19 protein-coding genes are annotated in these 18,300 nt (G+C 69.7%); 12 read left to right on the forward strand and 7 right to left on the reverse strand.

Going from position 1 to position 18,300, the window contains the following annotated elements:
• The first annotated feature begins 101 nt into the window (after positions 1 to 101).
• Positions 102 to 419 (forward strand): hypothetical protein, encoded by a 318-nt coding sequence (locus tag PZC42_RS13555; RefSeq protein WP_277211995.1) that lies wholly within the window; start codon positions 102 to 104, stop codon positions 417 to 419.
• A gap of 37 nt (positions 420 to 456) precedes the next feature.
• Here the strand turns inward: PZC42_RS13555 and PZC42_RS13560 are convergent, their stop codons facing one another.
• The 5 genes from PZC42_RS13560 to PZC42_RS13580 form a co-directional block, all read right to left on the reverse strand.
• Positions 457 to 2,424: a hypothetical protein gene (locus tag PZC42_RS13560; protein ID WP_277211997.1), complete on the reverse strand. Its 1,968-nt coding sequence runs from the start codon at positions 2,422 to 2,424 to the stop codon at positions 457 to 459.
• A gap of 79 nt (positions 2,425 to 2,503) precedes the next feature.
• On the reverse strand, positions 2,504 to 3,358 hold the full coding sequence (locus PZC42_RS13565) for a hypothetical protein (RefSeq protein ID WP_277211999.1): 855 nt from the start codon (positions 3,356 to 3,358) through the stop codon (positions 2,504 to 2,506).
• Positions 3,355 to 4,116, reverse strand: coding sequence for a helix-turn-helix transcriptional regulator (locus PZC42_RS13570; protein WP_277212001.1), 762 nt, complete (start codon positions 4,114 to 4,116; stop codon positions 3,355 to 3,357). Before PZC42_RS13570 ends, PZC42_RS13565 begins: the two co-directional genes overlap by 4 nt.
• A 128-nt stretch (positions 4,117 to 4,244) precedes the next feature.
• Entirely contained in the window at positions 4,245 to 4,958 is a 714-nt protein-coding gene (locus PZC42_RS13575; protein ID WP_277212280.1) for a spermidine synthase, read from the reverse strand.
• A 102-nt stretch (positions 4,959 to 5,060) separates the two neighbouring features.
• Complete coding sequence (locus PZC42_RS13580; RefSeq protein ID WP_277212003.1) at positions 5,061 to 5,507, reverse strand: methylglyoxal synthase; 447 nt, start codon at positions 5,505 to 5,507, stop codon at positions 5,061 to 5,063.
• A gap of 112 nt (positions 5,508 to 5,619) precedes the next feature.
• Between PZC42_RS13580 and PZC42_RS13585 the strand changes: the two genes are divergently transcribed.
• A complete protein-coding gene (locus tag PZC42_RS13585) occupies positions 5,620 to 6,189 on the forward strand; it encodes a GNAT family N-acetyltransferase (RefSeq protein WP_277212005.1) in 570 nt (189 codons plus the stop codon).
• 12 nt (positions 6,190 to 6,201) lie between these two features.
• Here the strand turns inward: PZC42_RS13585 and PZC42_RS13590 are convergent, their stop codons facing one another.
• The gene (locus PZC42_RS13590) at positions 6,202 to 6,396 is read right to left on the reverse strand and encodes a substrate-binding domain-containing protein (protein WP_306575071.1); all 195 of its coding nucleotides are present in this window, start codon (positions 6,394 to 6,396) and stop codon (positions 6,202 to 6,204) included.
• Positions 6,397 to 6,568: 172 nt separating this feature from the next.
• Here PZC42_RS13590 and PZC42_RS13595 point away from each other — a divergent pair, with 172 nt between their 5' ends.
• The 6 genes from PZC42_RS13595 (at position 6,569) to PZC42_RS13620 (ending at position 13,246) form a co-directional block, all read left to right on the forward strand.
• Positions 6,569 to 7,405 (forward strand): MFS transporter, encoded by an 837-nt coding sequence (locus PZC42_RS13595; protein ID WP_277212007.1) that lies wholly within the window; start codon positions 6,569 to 6,571, stop codon positions 7,403 to 7,405.
• 28 nt (positions 7,406 to 7,433) lie between these two features.
• On the forward strand, positions 7,434 to 7,832 hold the full coding sequence (locus PZC42_RS13600; protein ID WP_277212009.1) for a YchJ family protein: 399 nt from the start codon (positions 7,434 to 7,436) through the stop codon (positions 7,830 to 7,832).
• Between the two features lie 110 nt (positions 7,833 to 7,942).
• Positions 7,943 to 9,877 carry a DUF3352 domain-containing protein gene (locus PZC42_RS13605; RefSeq protein ID WP_277212011.1) on the forward strand — a complete coding sequence of 645 codons (1,935 nt, stop codon included), beginning with the start codon at positions 7,943 to 7,945 and terminating at the stop codon, positions 9,875 to 9,877.
• Positions 9,878 to 10,034: 157 nt separating this feature from the next.
• Positions 10,035 to 11,450, forward strand: coding sequence for an NAD(P)-binding protein (locus tag PZC42_RS13610; RefSeq protein WP_277212013.1), 1,416 nt, complete (start codon positions 10,035 to 10,037; stop codon positions 11,448 to 11,450).
• Positions 11,451 to 11,510: 60 nt separating this feature from the next.
• Complete coding sequence (locus PZC42_RS13615; RefSeq protein ID WP_277212015.1) at positions 11,511 to 12,506, forward strand: HNH endonuclease; 996 nt, start codon at positions 11,511 to 11,513, stop codon at positions 12,504 to 12,506.
• Positions 12,507 to 12,550: 44 nt separating this feature from the next.
• A complete protein-coding gene (locus PZC42_RS13620) occupies positions 12,551 to 13,246 on the forward strand; it encodes a PepSY domain-containing protein (RefSeq protein WP_277212017.1) in 696 nt (231 codons plus the stop codon).
• 10 nt (positions 13,247 to 13,256) lie between these two features.
• Here PZC42_RS13620 and PZC42_RS13625 read toward each other — a convergent pair whose 3' ends face one another.
• On the reverse strand, positions 13,257 to 14,084 hold the full coding sequence (locus tag PZC42_RS13625; protein ID WP_277212019.1) for a DUF4352 domain-containing protein: 828 nt from the start codon (positions 14,082 to 14,084) through the stop codon (positions 13,257 to 13,259).
• Between the two features lie 172 nt (positions 14,085 to 14,256).
• Here PZC42_RS13625 and PZC42_RS13630 point away from each other — a divergent pair, with 172 nt between their 5' ends.
• The 4 genes from PZC42_RS13630 to PZC42_RS13645 all read left to right on the forward strand — a co-directional run bounded on the left by PZC42_RS13630 (position 14,257) and on the right by PZC42_RS13645 (position 18,299).
• On the forward strand, positions 14,257 to 15,633 hold the full coding sequence (locus tag PZC42_RS13630) for a sensor histidine kinase (protein ID WP_277212021.1): 1,377 nt from the start codon (positions 14,257 to 14,259) through the stop codon (positions 15,631 to 15,633).
• 54 nt (positions 15,634 to 15,687) lie between these two features.
• On the forward strand, positions 15,688 to 16,326 hold the full coding sequence (locus PZC42_RS13635) for a response regulator transcription factor (RefSeq protein WP_277212023.1): 639 nt from the start codon (positions 15,688 to 15,690) through the stop codon (positions 16,324 to 16,326).
• A 121-nt stretch (positions 16,327 to 16,447) separates the two neighbouring features.
• Positions 16,448 to 17,869, forward strand: coding sequence for an ATP-binding protein (locus PZC42_RS13640; protein WP_277212025.1), 1,422 nt, complete (start codon positions 16,448 to 16,450; stop codon positions 17,867 to 17,869).
• 127 nt (positions 17,870 to 17,996) lie between these two features.
• Positions 17,997 to 18,299 (forward strand): putative quinol monooxygenase, encoded by a 303-nt coding sequence (locus tag PZC42_RS13645; RefSeq protein ID WP_277212027.1) that lies wholly within the window; start codon positions 17,997 to 17,999, stop codon positions 18,297 to 18,299.
• The last annotated feature ends 1 nt before the right edge of the window (position 18,300 follow it).

The raw sequence follows: 18,300 nt of genomic DNA on the forward strand, positions 1-18,300 counted from the left end.
GTCGAAGTGTAGCGCCTCTATATCCACGTCGGCGACCTCCGCAGCTGGATCCGCGCCCAGCGACTGGCCTCCCAGCCCGTGATCGGTCGCCCCAAGGCGGTGTGAGGGCAATGGTCTGGGCGCACGACGTCGATCGCACTCTCGACCCGCGCCACGTCTTCCTCAGCGCGGGCGAGGTGATCGCCCGCTACGGCTGGGGCAAGACCAAGGGGTACCAGAACCTGAAGGACCGGACCCTGGTGCCGCCGCCCGTGATGACGCATCCCGACCGCTGGCGCCTGGATCAGCTCCTCGCCTGGGAGGAGAAGCGCATGGCCTTGGCCGAGGCGGCCCTGGATGCGCTCGTGGCTCCCGAGCGGGAGGAGGTGACCGTCACGGACCTGCTCCCCCAGCCCAAGCGAAAGCGTCGAACCGCATGACAGCAGATGCCGACGGGGCGACGGATCCTGCGCTGGGCTACTTCGGGGTCTCCGAGTTCGACTGCTCCTGTGCCGTTAGGCAGAAGTCATCGTTCAGCTTGATGACGAGGGCGATCATCAACCTGAGCGCGATCACGTAGGCATGGAAGTGCGCGTCCTCTCCCTCCCCGTTGACCTGTGAACCATGGAGGTACTTGTTCCGCAACTCCGGCCCGTTGCTGAACTCCACCTTGTTGAGGAAATAGTTGAAGTACTGCCCCTCGGCTTCCGTGAGCAGGGAGGTCCGACGCTCTACCCAACCGCGCGCCACCATGGCGTCGACCTCGGCGCGCCCGTGGCCGGAAAGGTGGTAGTAGCTGCAGGCTTCAGTCACAAACAGTGATCTGAGGATGAGGAACTGTTCCGCGTTCGCGATCCGCACCCGAACGCCCGTGTCCTCGAGGATGCCGAGCGCGACCAACTGGTCAATCGCGTGCCTCTGGTACTCGTGGAAGTCGTCGTAGGCAACTTCGTTCCTCAGCAGCAGTTCAGCAGCGTTGTCACCCCTGAGCTCGTCGCTGATGTAGGTCAGCGACGACTGGTCCGAGAACAACGCGTTCAGGATGCCGACGATGTCCGGGCTCTGGGTTGGATACACGTACTTTCCGGACAGCAGGCTCGGAACCTGCTTGTAGCGAACTTGATCCGACGTGATCGCAAGGAGTTCGGGATCGAGTTCTCCGTTGTCGACCCAGAGGCTGAACTGCGCCATGACACTCTCCATCTCGGCGAAGAGATGCCGCACGCGCTCCAGATAGGAGGCACCGCCGCTCGACGGCCGAAACGAGAAGTTCCGGGCGGCGAACTCCTCCGCGAGGTACTCCTCGAAGAACCAGGAGACGACCTCCTCGAGATCTCTGCCCTTGCTATCCAAGTAGTGCTGGTACAGCCGCGTCTGGAGGAGGCTGCTCATGTCGACGGCACGGAACCCTGCGCCCACCTGGTAGTGGGTCTTGCCGGTCGCGCCCATGAACCGCTCGAAAACCCCCAACTGTGCCTGGTAGGACGGAAGTGATAGGAGCGAGTGCCGATCGACGAACTCGAACAGGTGCTGGAAGTTGTTGAGAATGCTCGGGTTGTCGGCCGTCTCGTCCAACCAGCGGCTGCTATATGTGAATCTCGCGACCAGACCATCGGACTCGTCCATCTCGAACTTGGCTGGTTCGACCTGTGTGTCGGAGAGTCCGACCTCGGTGCCGGTCTTGAAGCCCTCGTTGTTCTCAAAGAACTTCTCGGTCATCTCGGCGTTGCGTCGCTTCGCCCGCAGCTTCAGCTTGGCGTCGACGCCCGTGTCTGTACTGACGGGCGCAGACTCGATCAGGCCTACGTAGTTGGGGTTGGCATCCGGGCTGTCGACGTATCGCTCAAGGAGCTCCCGTGCATCTGCCTGGGTGAGACTGCGCGGAAGGTGCACCTCGCCACGGACATCCCTCTGCAGGTGCTTCCGGACCAGGTGCTCCGCGTTGCCCGCTGAGGCCAGCAACTGATCGCGAACCTCCGCGTCGTACGCGGCTACGAGCTTCTTGCAGGCGAGCAGCTCGCTCAGGTGAACCCCTGCCTGACCGAGCGCTTGCAGCATCGTGGCTGCGTCGCAGCGCTCGAAAGCCTTGTGGCGGCCGAGCAGTTCGAGGAGATCGGCGTGGTACTCGTGGTCGACGTCGCCGATCAGCGATGCACAGTTGGCGTTGTCGACCGAGGAGAAGAACCTGGCAACGGCACTGCGGATCTGGCCGGCCCGCGTGGTTGCGATCGCACGTTCCGATTCGGTGTACTCGCGAGGGACGAAGCCGTGCTCGAGGTACTGCTGAACGTTGTGAAGTTCGAGGAGGTCCGTAGCCTCCGATGGAGCATTCGCTGGGTCAAACCTCTCGACGAGCTCAGCGACGCGCGGGACGTACCAGCCCGCAGCAAGGTCGTGGACACCGAAGAACCGGACTCGCCGCGCGATGTCGTCCTCGCCGCTCACCTACTCGCCCACCTTCATCTCCAGACCTGTACACCATCCTGACGCACGGGTCCGACACCGGGAGCGGCCAGCACGTCGATCAGCTTCGGCCATCCATGGCATTCCGCCAGAGACCGAAGGTGCGATCGACCTGGGCAGGGTCGACGAAGGTGTCGAATGCCAACTTGGCGCGCTCGACGCTGACCGGGTCCTGGAGCACCTCGGCTGTCCACCGGAGACTCTGGCGAACGCCGATGCCGACCTCTGGGTGGTCTACGAACTCGTCGATCACGCGGACCGTCTCAGTAGGATCAGCGACCGCCATGAGCCGCCACAGGTCGCCGAGGTCCTTGTCGCGGACCGGCCCCTTGCGCGGCTCGCGCAGCCGCTCGCCCACCTTGGAACCCTTGGCGAGGATGAGAGCCGGGATCTCGGCAACGTGGATCTCCGCCGACAATCGACGGTCAGCGAAGTCCGTGATCGTCATGAGTGACCGGTTGAAGGCCGCAAGCTCCAGGCCGAGGGCATTACCGACAGCGAGCTTGCCGTGCGCCGACCGGAGCGCCGGGACACCGCGCTTCGTTCGGCTGGCTGTGCCCGAAAGACCATGCGGTGCCAGCAGGTCGATTTTCTCGCGGAACGACCGCGTGCCGTCGGACTCGTCGTACGGCTCTCGCCCCCACAATCCTGGACGTGCCGTCGTGCGGTGTTCATAGCCTCCATCCGATAGCAAGGCCTCGATGCTGGGCACGTCGCCGACCAGTCCCCGCGTGACGCCGAGATCGCCGTCGCCGGGTGGCATCCTCGGCACGTCGAGATCCATCGTGCGCAGCAAGACGGCGTGCGCTCCGACCAATGTCAGCGACTCGGCATGAGCGGCCAGCACGTCGACCACATTGATGATCGCGCGACGGCTCCACTCAATCTCAGTGCGCGGCGCCTTGAACTCCGTCATGCAACTCGCCGGTCCAGCAGGACGTCGGCCTGCTCTGCCATGCGGTCGATGCCGCCGTAGGCGTCGATGACGACCTGGTCGCGGGCAACGACAGACACGCCGTCAATCATGGTTCGGCCACGCTCGCTCACTCCGCCGAAGGGGATCAGCGTGACCCGCATCCCGAACGAGCCCGGCTCCTTGCGCACCAGCCCGGCTGCCTCGGCCGCACGCTCGACGTCCTCGACGTAGAGAACCGGCCACGCCTCCCCCGCACTGGAGCGATAGAGGTTCGCGCCGGCATCGCCGGTCACGGCGTAGTCGACTCCGGCCTCGCCCAATGCTCCGGCAATCTCGTACGCCGTGGCACCAGCCTTGAAGTCCACGGCACCGGGACGGCGGGTGAGGCGGGCAGCTCGACCAGCACGGAACAGCAGGTCAGCTTCCTTGCTGGCAACCACCCGGCCCAGTTCGTCGACGAGCCCGATCCGTGCCCACCGCGCGCGCCAGGCCTCGACGCCGGGCGTGATTGCGACGTCGAGCGCTGAATCAAGTGCCAGTCGCGCGGCCGCCACCGCCTCGATGTCCGCCATCCCAGTGAACCCGATCGGCTCCCCCAGAACCGTCAGGATCTCCTGAGCGAGGACGAACGACGGGCTCACGGCGCCGGACTCGATCCGCGTCACCGTCGTCGGGGCAACGTCGACCAGCGCCGCGAGCTGACGAGCACTCAGCCCGTTCACGCGGCGCAGTGTCGAGATGCGCTCCGCAAGGTCCATGGAGGCAGTCTACGTGCTTGTTGCATATCTGCAACACCCGATAGGGAATCGGCGTCCGCATCTCCGGTCACTCGTCGTCCCTGCGAGTCATGCTGGACGGATCGCATCCCGACACCGGTGTCCACGGGTCAGTCCTGGTCCCGGAGGACCCCGCGCGCGAGGTAGACGGTGTTGCTCGACTCGCCGCCGGTGATCGGGTTGGCGAAGTCCACGGGGTGGGCGGAGTGCTCGGCGAAGACCCGGGCCAGCTCGGCCTCGAACGCGGCGTCCGGCGGGTCGTCCGACCAGAGCGCAAACACGCCGTCGTCGGTCAGGTGCGCGGACATCGCCCGCAGGCCGGCCGCGTCGTAGAACGCCGCGTGGCTCGGGTGCAGCACGTGGCGCGGGCTGTGGTCGATGTCGAGCAGGATGGCGTCGTACCGCGCCTGCGGCTCGTCGCGGGCCAGGCGGAAGAAGTCGTCCTGGACCAGCCGGCAGCGCGGGTCGGTGGCGAGACCCGCGGCATCGGGCAGCAGCTCGCGCCGGTGCCAGTCCAGCACGGGCCCGGAGTACTCGACCACCGTCAGGTCGGTGACCCGTGGGTCCGCCAGCGCGGCGAGCGCGGTGTAGCCGAGCCCGAGACCGCCGACCAGCACCCGCAGCGCCGTGCCGCCCTCGAGGCGGGCCAGCGCCAGGGTGGCGAGCTCGCGCTCCGCCACGGTGAACAGGCTGGACATGAGGTACTCGTCGCCCAGGCGGACCTCGTACACGTCCACCTTCGCCGCCGGGTCGTACCGCCGCCGGAGGCTGATCTCCCCCATCGGCGTGGGCTGGAAGTCGAGCTCCTCGAAACGCAGCGGCATGGCCCAGGGTCTCACGCGGACCACCGGCCGCCCGGCGGGGATCGGGGGTTCGGCGGAGTCCGGCGGCGCTCCTGCCCAGGGACGGCTCAGGCGAGGGACGCTTCAGGCGGGTTCGCCGCCCTCCCAGACCCGAGCACCGATGACGGGCCGGCTCGCCGCGTAGTCCTCGCGCATCATCGGCGACGAGATCATCATGTCCGCCGTGGCGACGTTGCAGGCCATCGGCACGTTCCACACGGCGGCGAGCCGCAGCAGCGCCTTGACGTCCGGGTCGTGGGGCTGCGCCTCGAGCGGGTCCCAGAAGAAGATCAGCATGTCGATGTCGCCCTCGGCGATCTTCGCGCCGATCTGCTGGTCGCCACCGACCGGCCCGGACAGCAGCCGGTTGACGGGCAGGCCCAGCTCGAACTCGAGCATCGTGCCCGTGGTCCCCGTCGCCCAGAGGGTGTGCCCGCTGAGCGTGCCACGGTTGAACTCCGCCCACCGCAGCAGCTCGACCTTCTTGTTGTCGTGAGCCACGAGGGCGATGCTGTGCCGAACCGTGTCCATGGTGCGCTCCTCACCCGGGCGCCCACCGCACCCGTCTGCCGGTCATGCTTCCACGTCCCGCTCGGCCGCTGGGCAGGGTGCACGGGGCCCGGTCGGGTTAGGGTTCGTCACCGTGACCGAGGCGACCTCACTGCAGCCTGCTCTCCTGCCCGTCAGGACGAGCCGACTCGTGCTGCGCACGTACCGGGACGAGGACATCGAGCCGCTGCTCGACTACTACGCCGACCCGGAGGTCGCACGGTTCCTTCTCGAGGAACCGTGGACCTACGACGACGCCGACGCCCAGCTCGCGCTGCGCAAGCAGCGCACGGGGATCGACGGGCCGGCGTCCGCACTGGCGCTCGTCGTCGAGCACGAGGGTGCCGTCGTGGGCGACATCTCCCTGTGGACGACGGGGGACACGGTGTCCCGCGGCGAGGTCGGGTGGGCGTTCCACCCCGCGTACGGCGGTCGCGGGTTCGCGACCGAGGCGCTGCGCTCGCTGCTCGGCATCGCGTTCGACCGGTACCGGATGCACCGGGTGGTCGCCCAGCTCGACGCCCGCAACGAGCCGTCCGCGAAGCTCTGCGAGCGGGTGGGGATGCGGCGCGAGGGGTACCTGCGCGCGGACTGGTGGTCCAAGGGCGAGTGGACCGACACCCTGGTCTTCGGGATGCTCGCCAGCGAGTGGCAGCGGCCCTGAGCAGCGGTCCCGTCAGGCGGAGTCACGCACCACGAGGGACGTCGGCAGGGTGACCGCCGAGCGTTCCTCGCCCTCGACGACGCGCAGCAGGAGTCGCACCATCTCGGCGCTGATGCGCTCGTAGGGCTGCCGCATGGTCGTCAGGGCAGGGTGGAGCTGTGCCGCCACGCCGTTGTCGTCGGCGTCGCTGCGGCTCGGGCCTTCCATGCCGAGAAGTCCAGCTCCCGACTGTGACCGCTCACAGCCCCGATCCAGCCGAGCACATGGCGCCCCAGCCGGCCCCACTCGCCGCCGCTCCCCGATCTGATCGTCACTCCGTGTTCTTCGCGGCCTGCCGCGAAGAACACGGAGTGACGCGTAGATCTGCCGACGTCACGGGATGAACACCGCCGGCCCCGCCGTCGACCCCCGCCGCGCCACGGTCATCCTCGTCGCACTGGCCGCCTCGACGTTCCTCTTCGTGACCCTGGAGTCACTGCCCGCGGGGCTCCTCACCCTCATGGCGCCCGACCTCGGCCGCCCGACCTCCCAGATCGGGCTCCTCGTCACCGCCTACGCGCTCGTGGTGCTCGTCAGCTCCGTGCCGCTGGCCCACGTCACCCGCGCCCTGCCGCGCCGGTTCGTGTTCCTCATGGTCACCACGGTGCTGGTCGTGACCGGGGCGTTCGGGGTCATCACGTTCGTCACCCAGTACCTGATCAACGTCGCCGGGTTCAGCCAGGCGGACCTGCCGCCCCTGCTCCTGCTGCAGGGTGGCGCCGGGGTGGTGGGCGCCCTCGTCGTCGGGCGGTTCCTCGACCGCCGGCCCGTGGGGGCGTTCCTCGTCGGGGTGTGCGTGCTGGTCGTGGCGCTGGTCGGCCTGTGGGCGTTCGGTGGCTCCCCGGTGGGTGCCGTGGCGTGCCTCACCCTCTTCGGGTTCGCGTTCTCGACCGTGCCGCCGGTGCTCTCGCACCGCGTCCTGCTGGCCGCCCCGCGCGGGACCAACATGGGCCAGGCCGTCTCGTCGTCGCTGTTCAACCTGGGTATCGCGGCGGGGTCGGGCCTCGGGGCGGTGCTCGTGTCGGTGGTCGACGTCCGGGCCGTCCCGCTGGTGAGCGCGGCCGTCGTGCTCCTTGCCCTCCTGGTGGCCCTGGCCGAGGAGCGGTGGTGCGCCCCGCTGGACTCGGTGGCCCGCAAGGCCGTCGACGAGGTGGTGGGCGAGGAGATCGCAGCCTGAGGCGAGCGCCTCCTGCATCATGGCTCTCATGGACGACGCCGCACGCTGCCCCTGCCTGACCGGCCTGCCGTACGGCGAGTGCTGCGGGCCGCTGCACGCCGGTACGCGGGTGGCCGGCACCGCCGAGGCGCTCATGCGATCGCGCTACGCGGCCTTCGCGGTGCTCGACGCCGACTACCTCTCAGCGACGTGGCACCCGAGCACGCGGCCGGCGTCGCTGGTCCTGGACACCGATCAGCAGTGGCGCCGGCTCGACGTCCTGGCGACGCACGCCGGCGGCCCGTTCGACGACGACGGCGAGGTGGAGTTCGTCGCGGCGTTCCGGTCGGCGTCGGGATCGGGCGAACGCGGACGGCTGCGCGAGGTGAGTCGGTTCGTGCGTGAGGGCGGCCGGTGGTTCTACGTCGACGGGGACGTGCACGCCTGAGGCGGGCCGCGCGATGGGGAGTTCTGCCCATGGACAGTGCTTCCGCCCTGGCCAGGGACTCGGTACGGTCGGCATCCCGCCACCGACGCCTTTTTCAGGGGGACCCCTTCGTGACCGACCAGCCACCGCAGCCGCCGCAGCCTCAGGCGGGACCGCCCGCAGGGCCGCCGCCGGGCCAGTACCCCGGCGTGCCGCCGACCCCGGCCGCGGACCCGTACACCACCGGCACCGCCGTTGCCGCGGAGCCCGCACGGGGCTCGCGCAAGGGTCTCGTGATCGGTGGCTCGATCGCGGCCGGGATCCTCGTCCTCGGTGCTGCCGGGGCCGGTGCGTACGCGCTCCTCGACGGCGGGGGTGCCCAGCCGGAGGAGGCGCTGCCCGCGTCCACGATCGGGTACGTGCGCATCGACCTCGACCCGTCCGCACAGCAGAAGATCAACCTGCTGCGACTCGCGGACCGGCTGCCGAACCTTTCGGACGACCTCGGTGTCGAGATCTCCGAGGACTCCGACCTCAAGCAGCTCCTCGCCGAGTCGGTCACGGCGAGCGGCGAGTGCGAGATCGACTACGAGGCGGACGTCGCGCCGTGGATCGGCGAGCGCGCCGCGATCGCCGCTGTCCCCGGTGACGATGACGCGACGCACGCCGTCGGCGTCCTGGCCGTCACGGACGAGAGCGCTGCCCGGACCGCGATCGAGTCCGGCCTGGGTTGCGGCGAGACGACGGACTCGGCGCAGATCGCCTTCACCTCGGGGTACGCGGTCATCACCGACGACGTGCCTGCGGCCGACATCGTGGCCGCCGCCGAGGAGAGCTCGCTCGCGGACAACGAGATGTTCACCGCGGACATGGAGGCGCTGGGCGACGCGGGGCTCGTGTCCGTCTGGGCCGATGCCGAGGGCTTCGCCGAGTGGTCGAGCGACAACGCCGAGTTGTTCGGCGGCGAGGCGCTGACGGAGAGCGACCTCGCGAACATGGAGGGCTACACCTCCATGACCGGTGCGCTGCGCGCGAACCCCGACGGTATCGAGCTGACGTTCCTGTCCAACGCCGACGAGGCGGCCCTGGCGCCGTACCAGTCGACGGGCACCTCGGTCACGGCCGCTCTGCCGGAGACGACCCTGGCGGCCTTCTCCGCCTCGACGACGCCCGACGCCGTCGACGAGATGTGGGAGCAGCTCCACGAGCTGTACGACTCCATGGGCTCGGCGCTCGGTGGCGGAACGTTGATGTCGAGCACCGGCTCCAGCATCCCGGCGCCCACCTCGGTCCTCGGCACCGACGTCGACCCGGACCTGTACGACTACTGCCTGGAGGCCGCCGAGGACCTCGGGTTCGCCGGCGACGACCTGTCGGCCGACGACCAGATGATGCTCGACGTCTTCATGGACTCCTGCGCGGGCGCCGCGACCGACGAGCCGACGGCCACCGACGAGCTGACGACCACCGATGACGAGTGGACGACGACCACCGAGGACCCCTGGGACCAGGGGTACGGCCAGCCCTCGTTCGACGGCATGGTGGCGCTGCTCGACGAGGAGTTCGACATCCGGTTGCCGGAGGACCTCAAGACGTTGTTCGGAGAGCAGCTCGTGATCGCCCTCGACGCCCAGGGGTTGGACGACGTCGACGCGATCCAGGGCGTCGAGGACGTCTCCGCGGGGGTGCGCACCATCGGCGACACCGACGCGCTGGAGGACCTCGCCGGCCGCCTCGACCACCTGCTGGTCGAGTCCGGTCAGGGGGCGTTGTCGACGTCGCCGGCCGATGACGGCTTCGTGTTCGCGACGAACGACACGTACGCCTCCGACCTCGCCGCCGACGGCGGGCTCGGCTCGACGGACGTCTACCGCAGCGTCGTCGCGGACGAGGAGGCGAGCAGCGTGCTGTTCGTCGACCTCGACCGCCTCACCGAGGTGCTGCGTCCCGCGTTCGAGGAGTCGGGCGATGACCTGACCTACCTCGAGCCGCTGCGTGCGGCCGCCATGACGATCGGCGCCGACGACGAGCACGCGACGGTGTCGCTCCGCGTCAGCTTCGACTGACGACGGACCTCCTATGGTCGTGGAGCGGAACCCTCGAGGGTTCCGCTCCACGATCGCTGCTCAGGGCGGTGCGCCCTGCTGAGCGTCTCGCAGACGTGATGCTCGACGGAGCGTAGAAATCCTGCTGGACGCAGCGCGGCTGAGGGACACTGTCCCCATGGGCCGAGCCCTGGAGACCGACTACCTCGTCATCGGCGCGGGGGCTGCCGGCATGGCGTTCACCGACGCGGTGCTGGACCACAGCGACTTCCGCGTGACGCTCGTCGACCGGCGTGACGCCGTCGGCGGCCACTGGCGCGACGCGTACCCGTTCGTGCGGCTGCACCAGGCGTCGCCGTTCTACGGGGTGGCGTCCATGCCGTTCGGTGGGGCGGTCCAGACGTCCGGCCCGGAGGCCGGCCTGCACGAGCGCGCCACCGGCGCCGAGGTCTGCGCCTACTACGAACGCGTGCTGCGCGAACGCTTCGAGCCGAGCGGGCGCTTCACGTTCCTCGGGGGCCACGAGGTGTTCGACGGCGGCACGGTCGCCGCGCTCGGCTCCGGCGTCGAGCGGGAGGTGAGCGTCCAGCGGCGCGTCGTGGACGCGCGTTACCTTTCCCCGCGCATCCCCGCGCTGGAGCCGCCACCCTTCGAGGTGTCCGACGGCGTCACGTGCGTCCCGGTGGGCGAGCTGCCGTCCGTGGCGGACTCGGCCGGGTCGTTCGTGGTGGTCGGGTCGGGGAAGACGGCGACCGACGCGATCGTGTGGCTGCTGGGGCGCGGTGTGTCGCCGGAGGCGGTGTGCTGGGTGCGTCCGCGCGACCCGTGGATGCTCGACCGCGCCATGGTGCAGCCCGACCCGGCGGTGTTCCTGACCATGGCGGCGTCACTCATGATCGCCGGGGCCGAGGCGACCTCGGTGGACGAGTTCTTCCTGCGGCTCGAGGACGTCGGCGTGCTGCTGCGTCTCGACCAGGGTGTGGTGCCGACCATGGCGCGGGTGCCGACGCTGGCGCGGTGGGAGCTCGAGCTGTTGCGGACGGTGGAGAACGTGGTGCGGCTCGGGCACGTGCGGCAGGTATCGCCGGGGCTCGTGTCGTTGGAGCGCGGGGACGTGCGGGTCGGGGCGGGCGCAGTCGTTGTGCACTGTGCTGCGCCGGGGCTGCGGCGGCGCTCCACGCTGCCGATCTGGTCGCCGGGGCGGATGGTCTTGCAGCCGGTGCGGGCCGGGTTCCCGTGCTTCGCGGCGGCGCTGGTGGGGTATGTCGAGGCGACACGGCCGTCGTGGAACGATGCCGCCTTGAATGCGCTGTGCCCGGCGACGCCGTACTTCTCGACGCCCGCCGAGTGGGTCGCGTCGCAGGCCGCCGGGGCGGTGGCGACGGCTTCGTACATGGCAGCACCCGACGTGGCCGAGTGGTCGCACTCGACGCCGCTCAACCCGACCCGGCTGACCGCTGCCGATCGCGAGCGGGACGAGGTGCGCGAGGCCGTCGGGAGGTTGAAGGCGGTGTCGGAGGCAGGGGTGCGGGGGATGGCGCGGCTCGGCCGGATGGAGGAGCACGGCGATCGCACGGGCGGGAAGAGACGTTGAGCCCCGTGGGTAAGAAACGTTCAGTAGGAAGCGTCAGAAGCGCGCTTGTACAGGATCTGCATGAGGCGCAGCTTCACAGATGCCCGACGGCTCGACCATCCGTCGACCAGGCGTTTCGCCCGGCCGGACGTTGTCCACACACCCCGCGTCTGGTTGGCTGCCGGCATGGACAGTGCCGTGGAGAACGCCCTGCGCAAGCAGATCTTCGACTGGGTCCGCGAGCGCGCCGAATTCAACGGGGGCTTCCTCCACCGCGACGAGCTGTTGTACTACCACGTCCGCGGAGAGAAGCTGCCGATCATCGACTTCTCGCGAGGCATCCGGAATCCGGCGGACTTCACGTCGACGCTCTCGATCGTCAGCACGGTCAATGGCCCGTACGACGACGCGGAGTCCGACGACGGCCTCCTGCACTACGCCTACCGCAAGGGCGATCCGTTCACCGGCGACAACCGTAAGCTGCGCAACGCGCTCCACACCGGCTCGCCACTCATCCTCTTCCGCAAGGAGGTGAAGAACATCTACACGCCGGTTCTGCCGGTGTACGTCGTCGACGACGAGCCTGAGAACAGCCAGTTCATCATCGCGCTGGACGAGTCCTTCACCTTCATCCCGGACATCCGCCACCTCACGACGCCTCAGCGCGAGTACGCACGTCGCCTCGCCAAGCAGCGCTTGCATCAGCCGGCGTTCCGCACGCGGGTGCTCGTCGCGTACGAATCCAGGTGCACTGTCTGCGAACTCAAGCACGCGTCACTGCTCGACGCCGCCCACATCGTGCCGGACGGCCAGGATCTGGGCGCCCCGACTGTCAACAACGGTCTGTCACTCTGCAAGATCCACCACGCGGCCTATGACCAGAACATGCTCGGCGTGACGCCGGACTACGAGGTGCAGATCGCACTCGACCTCCTCGCAGAGATCGACGGGCCGATGCTCAAGCACGGAATCCAGGAAATGCATGGCCGGCAGCTGACGCTTCCACATCGCCGAAGGGACCGACCGTCGCGCGACCACTTGGCGTGGCGGTTCGCGCAGTTCGCCTCCGCCCGCTGACACGACCCTGTACCGGGCCGATGCCCTCCGCCACAATGGCCCGCATGCCGTCCAGCCCTGCACGTCGACCTGCACGCACCTGCCGCGCAGGCCTTCCCTCCGTCGTCGTCACCGCAGCCCTCGTCTTGGCCGGTTGCTCCGTCGGCGGCCCGCCGGACGACACCGCCCCCACGGCGGCGGCCGTCGAGCTGAGCACGGCTCCGGCCGAACCGACAGTCGACGCTTCGCCGTCGGACGACGAGCAGGCACAGGAGCCCGACGCCTCAGATCATGACGAGCCCGAAGGCTCCCCCACGCCGGAGCCCAAGAACCCCGCCTACCCGCTCTTCGACGAGCGCACCGACCGCGCACTGCAGACGATCGCCGCCATGGAGGCGACCCTCGGTGCCGGTGTGTTCAAGATCGACGGCAATGGCGACGGTACGGAGTGGAAGCTGGAGCTCGCACGAGGCAACCAACGCCTCAAGGTGAAGGTCGAGACGGACGACACCGGCCTCAACCACCGCGGCATCGACACGGACGACCTCGACGACGAGGACCGCGACGCCCTCGACAGCACCCAGATCAGCCTCAGCGAGGCCATCGCCCGCGTCGTCGACTCGACCAACGGTGTCCTCGACAAGGCCGAGCTGGAGGAGGACGACGGTGCCGCCTTCTGGGAGATCACCGTGCACATGGGCGACGACGACGAGGACTACCGTGTCGACCTCGCGACGGGCGCGATCACCCGAGACGACTGACTACCCGCCATCACTCCACCGAGACCTCGACGCCGCCGGAGAACATCGAGTCGTGCAGCTCGAGCGTGGCCGGGGTGGCCTTCTTCGGGAGGTCGAAGACGACCACCCCGTCGACGGTGTTGCCCGGGTTGATCTCGTTGAGGAAGCTGTTCGAGTCGTCGAGATAGATCGCGGCCGAGCTGTCCGCGGAGTGGGTCCGCCCCTCGGTGTCGACGAGCTTCTGGCTGGAGCCGTCGAAGTACTGCGCTTCGTCGCCGATGTTCTCCACCGTCACGTGGACGAGCACGTACTGGCCCTGCGCGGTCTCGTTGAGGAAGTCGTTGCCGATCTGCTCCACGCCGTCCTCCAGCTCCGTGACGGTGAACTCGAACTTGCCGTCGCGCACGGCGTCGCCAAGCCCGGGCAGCTCGGACTCCACGGGCTCCTCGGCCGGCTCTGCGGCCTCAGCGTCGGCGCCGCCCTCGTCCGTGGAAGCAGCCGCCGGAGCGTCCTCGACCACCTGTGCCCCGCCGTCGGGCACTACCGGTTCCTCGTCACCGCCACCCAACGCTGCGCCCACGATCGCGACGCCGACGAGCGCGCCGAGGCCGGTGAGGACCTTGTGCCGGGCAAACCAGTTCTTGCGCTTCTCGGGCGCCGGCGGGTGCGGCGCCCAGCCCTGCGGGGGCTGACCGGTAGCGGCACTGGAGGGGGGCGGGGCGCCGTACGGCATCTGCGGCACCGCGTCGATCGGCTGCCCGGCCGACGACGGCGGCGCCCCGGCGGGGGCGGAAGCTGCGGGCGGCGGGGCGAACGAGGAAGGCTGCTGCTGCGACGGGTCGGGGTGCTGGGTGGACATGATGTCTCCTGAGCGGGTCGGTCGAGTGCGAACGGCACGATCGTGCGCCGCGGCACCCGCGCCGCGGATCCCCTGATCGGGTCGACCCGCCGAGCCGAACGGGGGACCACGCGGCGCGAGGCCGAGCCGGCCCGACGACGCGAGCGTCGGAGCCACGCCGTAACCTCGCCGCATGCACCCGCCACCGCCTCCCACCCCGTACGGCGGTCCGCCGCCCGGGGCCAGTGGCGCGTGGACGGGCCCCGGCACCCCACCGCGCCCGTACCGGTCGCCACCCGAGGCGAGCTACCCGGCCGGGCCACCTGCACCGCCACCACGGCGGGGCTGGTCGTTCTGGAGCGTGGTCGGCACCATCGGGGCCGTCGTCGTCGCCTGGTCCGGCGCGTTGATCGGCCTGGCCATGAGCTCCCCGGCAGAGCTGACGGACGCCGAGCTGGCGTCGACCCTCGTGTGGTTCTGCGTGGCGAGCGGTGTCGCGGCCTCGATGGTGTGGCGGCAGCGACATCCCGTCGTGGTGTGCCTCGCCACGGCCGTGATCGGAGTCGTGAGCCCGCTCGGCGCCGTCGCCCCGCTGATCGCGCTGCCCTGGGTGATGGCCCGCACTGACTGGCGCCGCAGCCTGCTGTGCGGCAGCGCCACCGCCGCCGCCCTGGCCGCCGCGTTCTGGCGCGACGGCACTCGCACGGAGAGGAACGTCATCTTCTCGATGGCCATCGAGGACGGCGGGCCGCTCACGTTCATGACCCCGGCCGGCTACACGACCCTCGGTGCGCTCGCTCTCGGGCTCTCCGTCGGTGTGGGCCTCCTGCGTCGCCGGGCCTCCCATGCCGACGCCGACGCGGACGCCGCGCGCTCGGCCGCCGCCGTCGAGGCCCGGCGGGCCGCCAGCTGGCAGCAGCAGTCGCAGTCACTGCAGACCGAGCTCTCCCGCCAGGAGGAACGCGACCTCATCGCTCGGGAGATGCACGACACCGTGGCGCACCAGCTCTCGCTGATGTCGCTGCAGGCCTCGGCGCTGGAGGTGTCGTCCGACGACGGGGATGTCGGAGACGCCGCCCGGTCGATGCGGGCGTCAGCCCACCATGCGCTGGAGGAGATGCGCACGCTCATCACCTCGCTGCGTGAGGGGGCGGACGACTACGGTGCCCGCTCGTGGTCGCTGGCCGACCTGGCCGACCTGCTCGACGGCGCCCGCGACCGAGGTGTGGACCTCATGGCTACCGTGTTCGTCACCGACGGCGACACCGCACCGCCGACGCTCACGCGCACCGTCTACCGGGTGGTCCAGGAGTCGCTGACGAACGCCACCAAGCACGCGCCCGGCACCCCTGTCACGGTGAGCGTCCGGGCCAGGCCGCGGGACGGCGTCGACATCACGGTGCGCAACCCGCGGTCGCGTTCTGCGTCGGCCGTCGCGCCGGGCAGCCGTGCAGGCATCCTCGGGATGCGGGAACGCTGCGAGGCGCTCGGTGGCCGCTTCGACGCCGGGTGGCAGGACGACGGCACGTTCCTCGTGCGGGCGCACGTGCCGTGGGCGGCGGCCCGGTAGCTGCCACGTGGACCCGCCGGAACGATGTCCCTGGCGGGCAGTACGGTCGATGTCGTGGTGAGGGTGCTGGTCGTCGACGACGACACGATGGTCCGGAGCTTTCTGCAGCAGATCCTGACGAAGCGAGGGATCGAGGTCGTCGGCGAGGCGACCGACGGTGACGAGGTGGTGTCGGCTGTGCAGGCGCACCATCCCGACGTGGTGCTCATGGACCTGCGCATGGAACGCTTGGACGGCGTGCGCGCCACGGCGGCGGTCGTCGCGCTTCCCGACCCGCCCGGCGTCGTCGCGATGACATCGTTCGACACCGAGTCCGCGATCCTCGATGCCGTGCACGCCGGTGCGGCGGGGTTCATCGCCAAGGACGCCGGCCCGGAGGAGATCGTCGCCGCAGTCGAGGCCGTCGCCAGCGGGGACGGCGCTCTGTCCGCCCGGGCGGCCCGTGTGGTGATGGAACAGGTGGTCGCCGCTCCGACGGTGCGCGGCCGGCACGAGGCGCAAGAACTCCTGGCGCAGCTCACCGACCGTGAGCGGGAGATCGCCCGCTGCGTGGCCGAGGGCCTGTCCAACGTCGAGATCGCCGGGCGCCTCTTCCTCGGTGAGGCGACCGTGAAGACCCACCTGAGCAAGGCCTGCCAGAAGCTCGGCGTGAACCGCCTCCGGCTCGCACTCGTTGTCGACCGGGCCGGCTGACTCCGACGGCGCTCCCGCAGCGACAGAGCACCGATGTCGCGGGCCCAGCAGGGCCGTAGCCTCCCAGATGTGAGACTATCAACTTTGAGAGTCTCACATCTGGACCCTTGCGGGAGGCATCATGCAGTCCTTCGTCGGCCGAGCAACGGAGCTGGCGACGCTCAACGGGCTTCTGAACCGCGCTTCGGAGAGCTCCGACCGGCCAGGGCGCGCGATCCTCGTCCGCGGGCGGCGTCGCGTCGGCAAGTCGCGGCTCGTCGAGGAGTTCATCGACCGCGCTGAGGTTCCGAGCTTCTTCTTCACTGCCGCCGGCGGGCCACCGACGGCAGACCTGGCCGACTTCGCTGCCGAGCTCGCGGCGTCCACGTTGCCCGACTCCGAGGTCGCGGCCTCCTCCGAACCGCCGGCCACCTGGTCCGTGGCCCTTCAGCTGCTGGCCTCCGCACTGCCCACCGACCGGCCGAGCATCGTCGTCCTCGACGAGATGCCCTACCTCGTCCGCGCGGACCCGTCTTTCGAAGGAGCCCTGCAGCGCGCCTTCGACCGACTCTTCTCGCGGCTGCCGGTCCTCCTCGTACTCGTCGGATCAGACCTCGCGACGATGGAGCAGATCAACACCTACGGGCGTCCCTTCTACCAGCGCGCCACCGAGATGGTGGTCCCCCCGCTCAACCCGGCCGACGTCTCCTCGCTGCTCTCCCTGGACGCTTCCGACGCGCTCGACGCGTACCTGGTGACCGGTGGGCTACCGCTCGTGCTCGACGCCTGGCCCACTGGGGCTGACCTGTGGACCTACCTCAGCGACGCGCTCACTGACCCGACCTCCGCACTCCTCGTCAGCGGGGAACGCAGCCTCGCGGCAGAGCTTCCCACCGAGGCGCAGGCGCGCACGGTGCTCCGTGCGATCGGGCACGGCGAACGCACGTTCACCACCATCGGGCGCACCTCCGGACTGCCTGCTGCCTCACTCAACCGAGCGCTGGACCTGCTGACCGCGCGACGGATCGTCGCCGCCGACACACCGCTGTCCACACGTCCCAGCAAGGAGACGCGCTATCGGGTCGACGATCCGTACCTGCGCTTCTGGCTGCACTTCGTCGGGCCTGGGATCCCCTTGATCGACCGTGGCCGCGGCGACCTGCTGCTCCGACGAGTCCGCGACGGATGGACCTCGTGGCGGGGACGCGCCGTCGAGCCGATCGTGCGGGAAGCGCTATGGCGCACGGTGGGACCCGAGCTCTTTCCCGAGACGGCCGCCGTGGGTGGCTACTGGACCCGGAACAACGACCCCGAGATCGACCTCGTCGGCGCCGACCGCTCCGGCGTGGCGAAGCACCTGACATTCGTCGGTTCGGTGAAATGGCTGGAGCACCGGGCGTTCGACCACCGTGACCTGGCACGTCTGCACCGCCATCGCGACCAGCTGCCAGGCGCGACGGACGAGACACCCCTCGTCGCCGTCTCCCGGGCGGGCTTCGACGTCGACGGCGTCACCGCCGTCGGGCCAGACGACCTGCTGGGGGCATGGACCGCATCGGCATGACGCCATGACTGAATCGTCGGAACTCAGTCACGTCCCGGCCTACCTCATGCGCAAGGTCGCCGACGGCGTCCGGCTGGTCATGGGGATCTGACAGCGGATGTCACACCCCGCCGTTACCGTCACCACCATGACCTACGCCAACGTCGGCACCCTGGGTGCCACCCCCGGGAAGCGCGACGAGCTGGTGTCCCACCTGACCGGCTACAGCCAGGAGCTGGCCGAGGCGGGCTGCCTCCTCTACGAGGTCGGCGTCAACGACGACCATCCCGACACCGTCTACGTCGCCGAGCTGTGGACGTCGGCCGAGGCTCATCGGGCGTCCTTGCAGCTCCCGAGCGTGCAGGCGTCCATCGCTGCCGCCCGCCCCCTGCTCTCCGGGGAGATGGGCGGGTTCGACTTCACCGTGGTCGGCTCGCCGTTGCGCGGCTGAG

The organism is Isoptericola croceus, assembly GCF_029382255.1.
Taxonomy (GTDB): Bacteria; Actinomycetota; Actinomycetes; order Actinomycetales; family Cellulomonadaceae; genus Isoptericola; species Isoptericola croceus.

What these genes read in the sequence shown, in the direction of transcription:
- PZC42_RS13565 (WP_277211999.1), bottom strand. Translation starts at nt 3,358, where the DNA reads ATGACGGAGTTCAAGGCGCCGCGCACTGAGATTGAGTGGAGCCGTCGC.
- PZC42_RS13570 (WP_277212001.1), bottom strand. Translation starts at nt 4,116, where the DNA reads ATGGACCTTGCGGAGCGCATCTCGACACTGCGCCGCGTGAACGGGCTG.
- PZC42_RS13575 (WP_277212280.1), bottom strand. Translation starts at nt 4,958, where the DNA reads ATGCCGCTGCGTTTCGAGGAGCTCGACTTCCAGCCCACGCCGATGGGG.
- PZC42_RS13580 (WP_277212003.1), bottom strand. Translation starts at nt 5,507, where the DNA reads ATGGACACGGTTCGGCACAGCATCGCCCTCGTGGCTCACGACAACAAG.
- PZC42_RS13590 (WP_306575071.1), bottom strand. Translation starts at nt 6,396, where the DNA reads ATGGAAGGCCCGAGCCGCAGCGACGCCGACGACAACGGCGTGGCGGCA.
- PZC42_RS13595 (WP_277212007.1), top strand. Translation starts at nt 6,569, where the DNA reads ATGAACACCGCCGGCCCCGCCGTCGACCCCCGCCGCGCCACGGTCATC.
- PZC42_RS13600 (WP_277212009.1), top strand. Translation starts at nt 7,434, where the DNA reads ATGGACGACGCCGCACGCTGCCCCTGCCTGACCGGCCTGCCGTACGGC.
- PZC42_RS13610 (WP_277212013.1), top strand. Translation starts at nt 10,035, where the DNA reads ATGGGCCGAGCCCTGGAGACCGACTACCTCGTCATCGGCGCGGGGGCT.
- PZC42_RS13615 (WP_277212015.1), top strand. Translation starts at nt 11,511, where the DNA reads ATGAGGCGCAGCTTCACAGATGCCCGACGGCTCGACCATCCGTCGACC.
- PZC42_RS13620 (WP_277212017.1), top strand. Translation starts at nt 12,551, where the DNA reads ATGCCGTCCAGCCCTGCACGTCGACCTGCACGCACCTGCCGCGCAGGC.
- PZC42_RS13625 (WP_277212019.1), bottom strand. Translation starts at nt 14,084, where the DNA reads ATGTCCACCCAGCACCCCGACCCGTCGCAGCAGCAGCCTTCCTCGTTC.
- PZC42_RS13630 (WP_277212021.1), top strand. Translation starts at nt 14,257, where the DNA reads ATGCACCCGCCACCGCCTCCCACCCCGTACGGCGGTCCGCCGCCCGGG.
- PZC42_RS13640 (WP_277212025.1), top strand. Translation starts at nt 16,448, where the DNA reads ATGCAGTCCTTCGTCGGCCGAGCAACGGAGCTGGCGACGCTCAACGGG.
- PZC42_RS13645 (WP_277212027.1), top strand. Translation starts at nt 17,997, where the DNA reads ATGACCTACGCCAACGTCGGCACCCTGGGTGCCACCCCCGGGAAGCGC.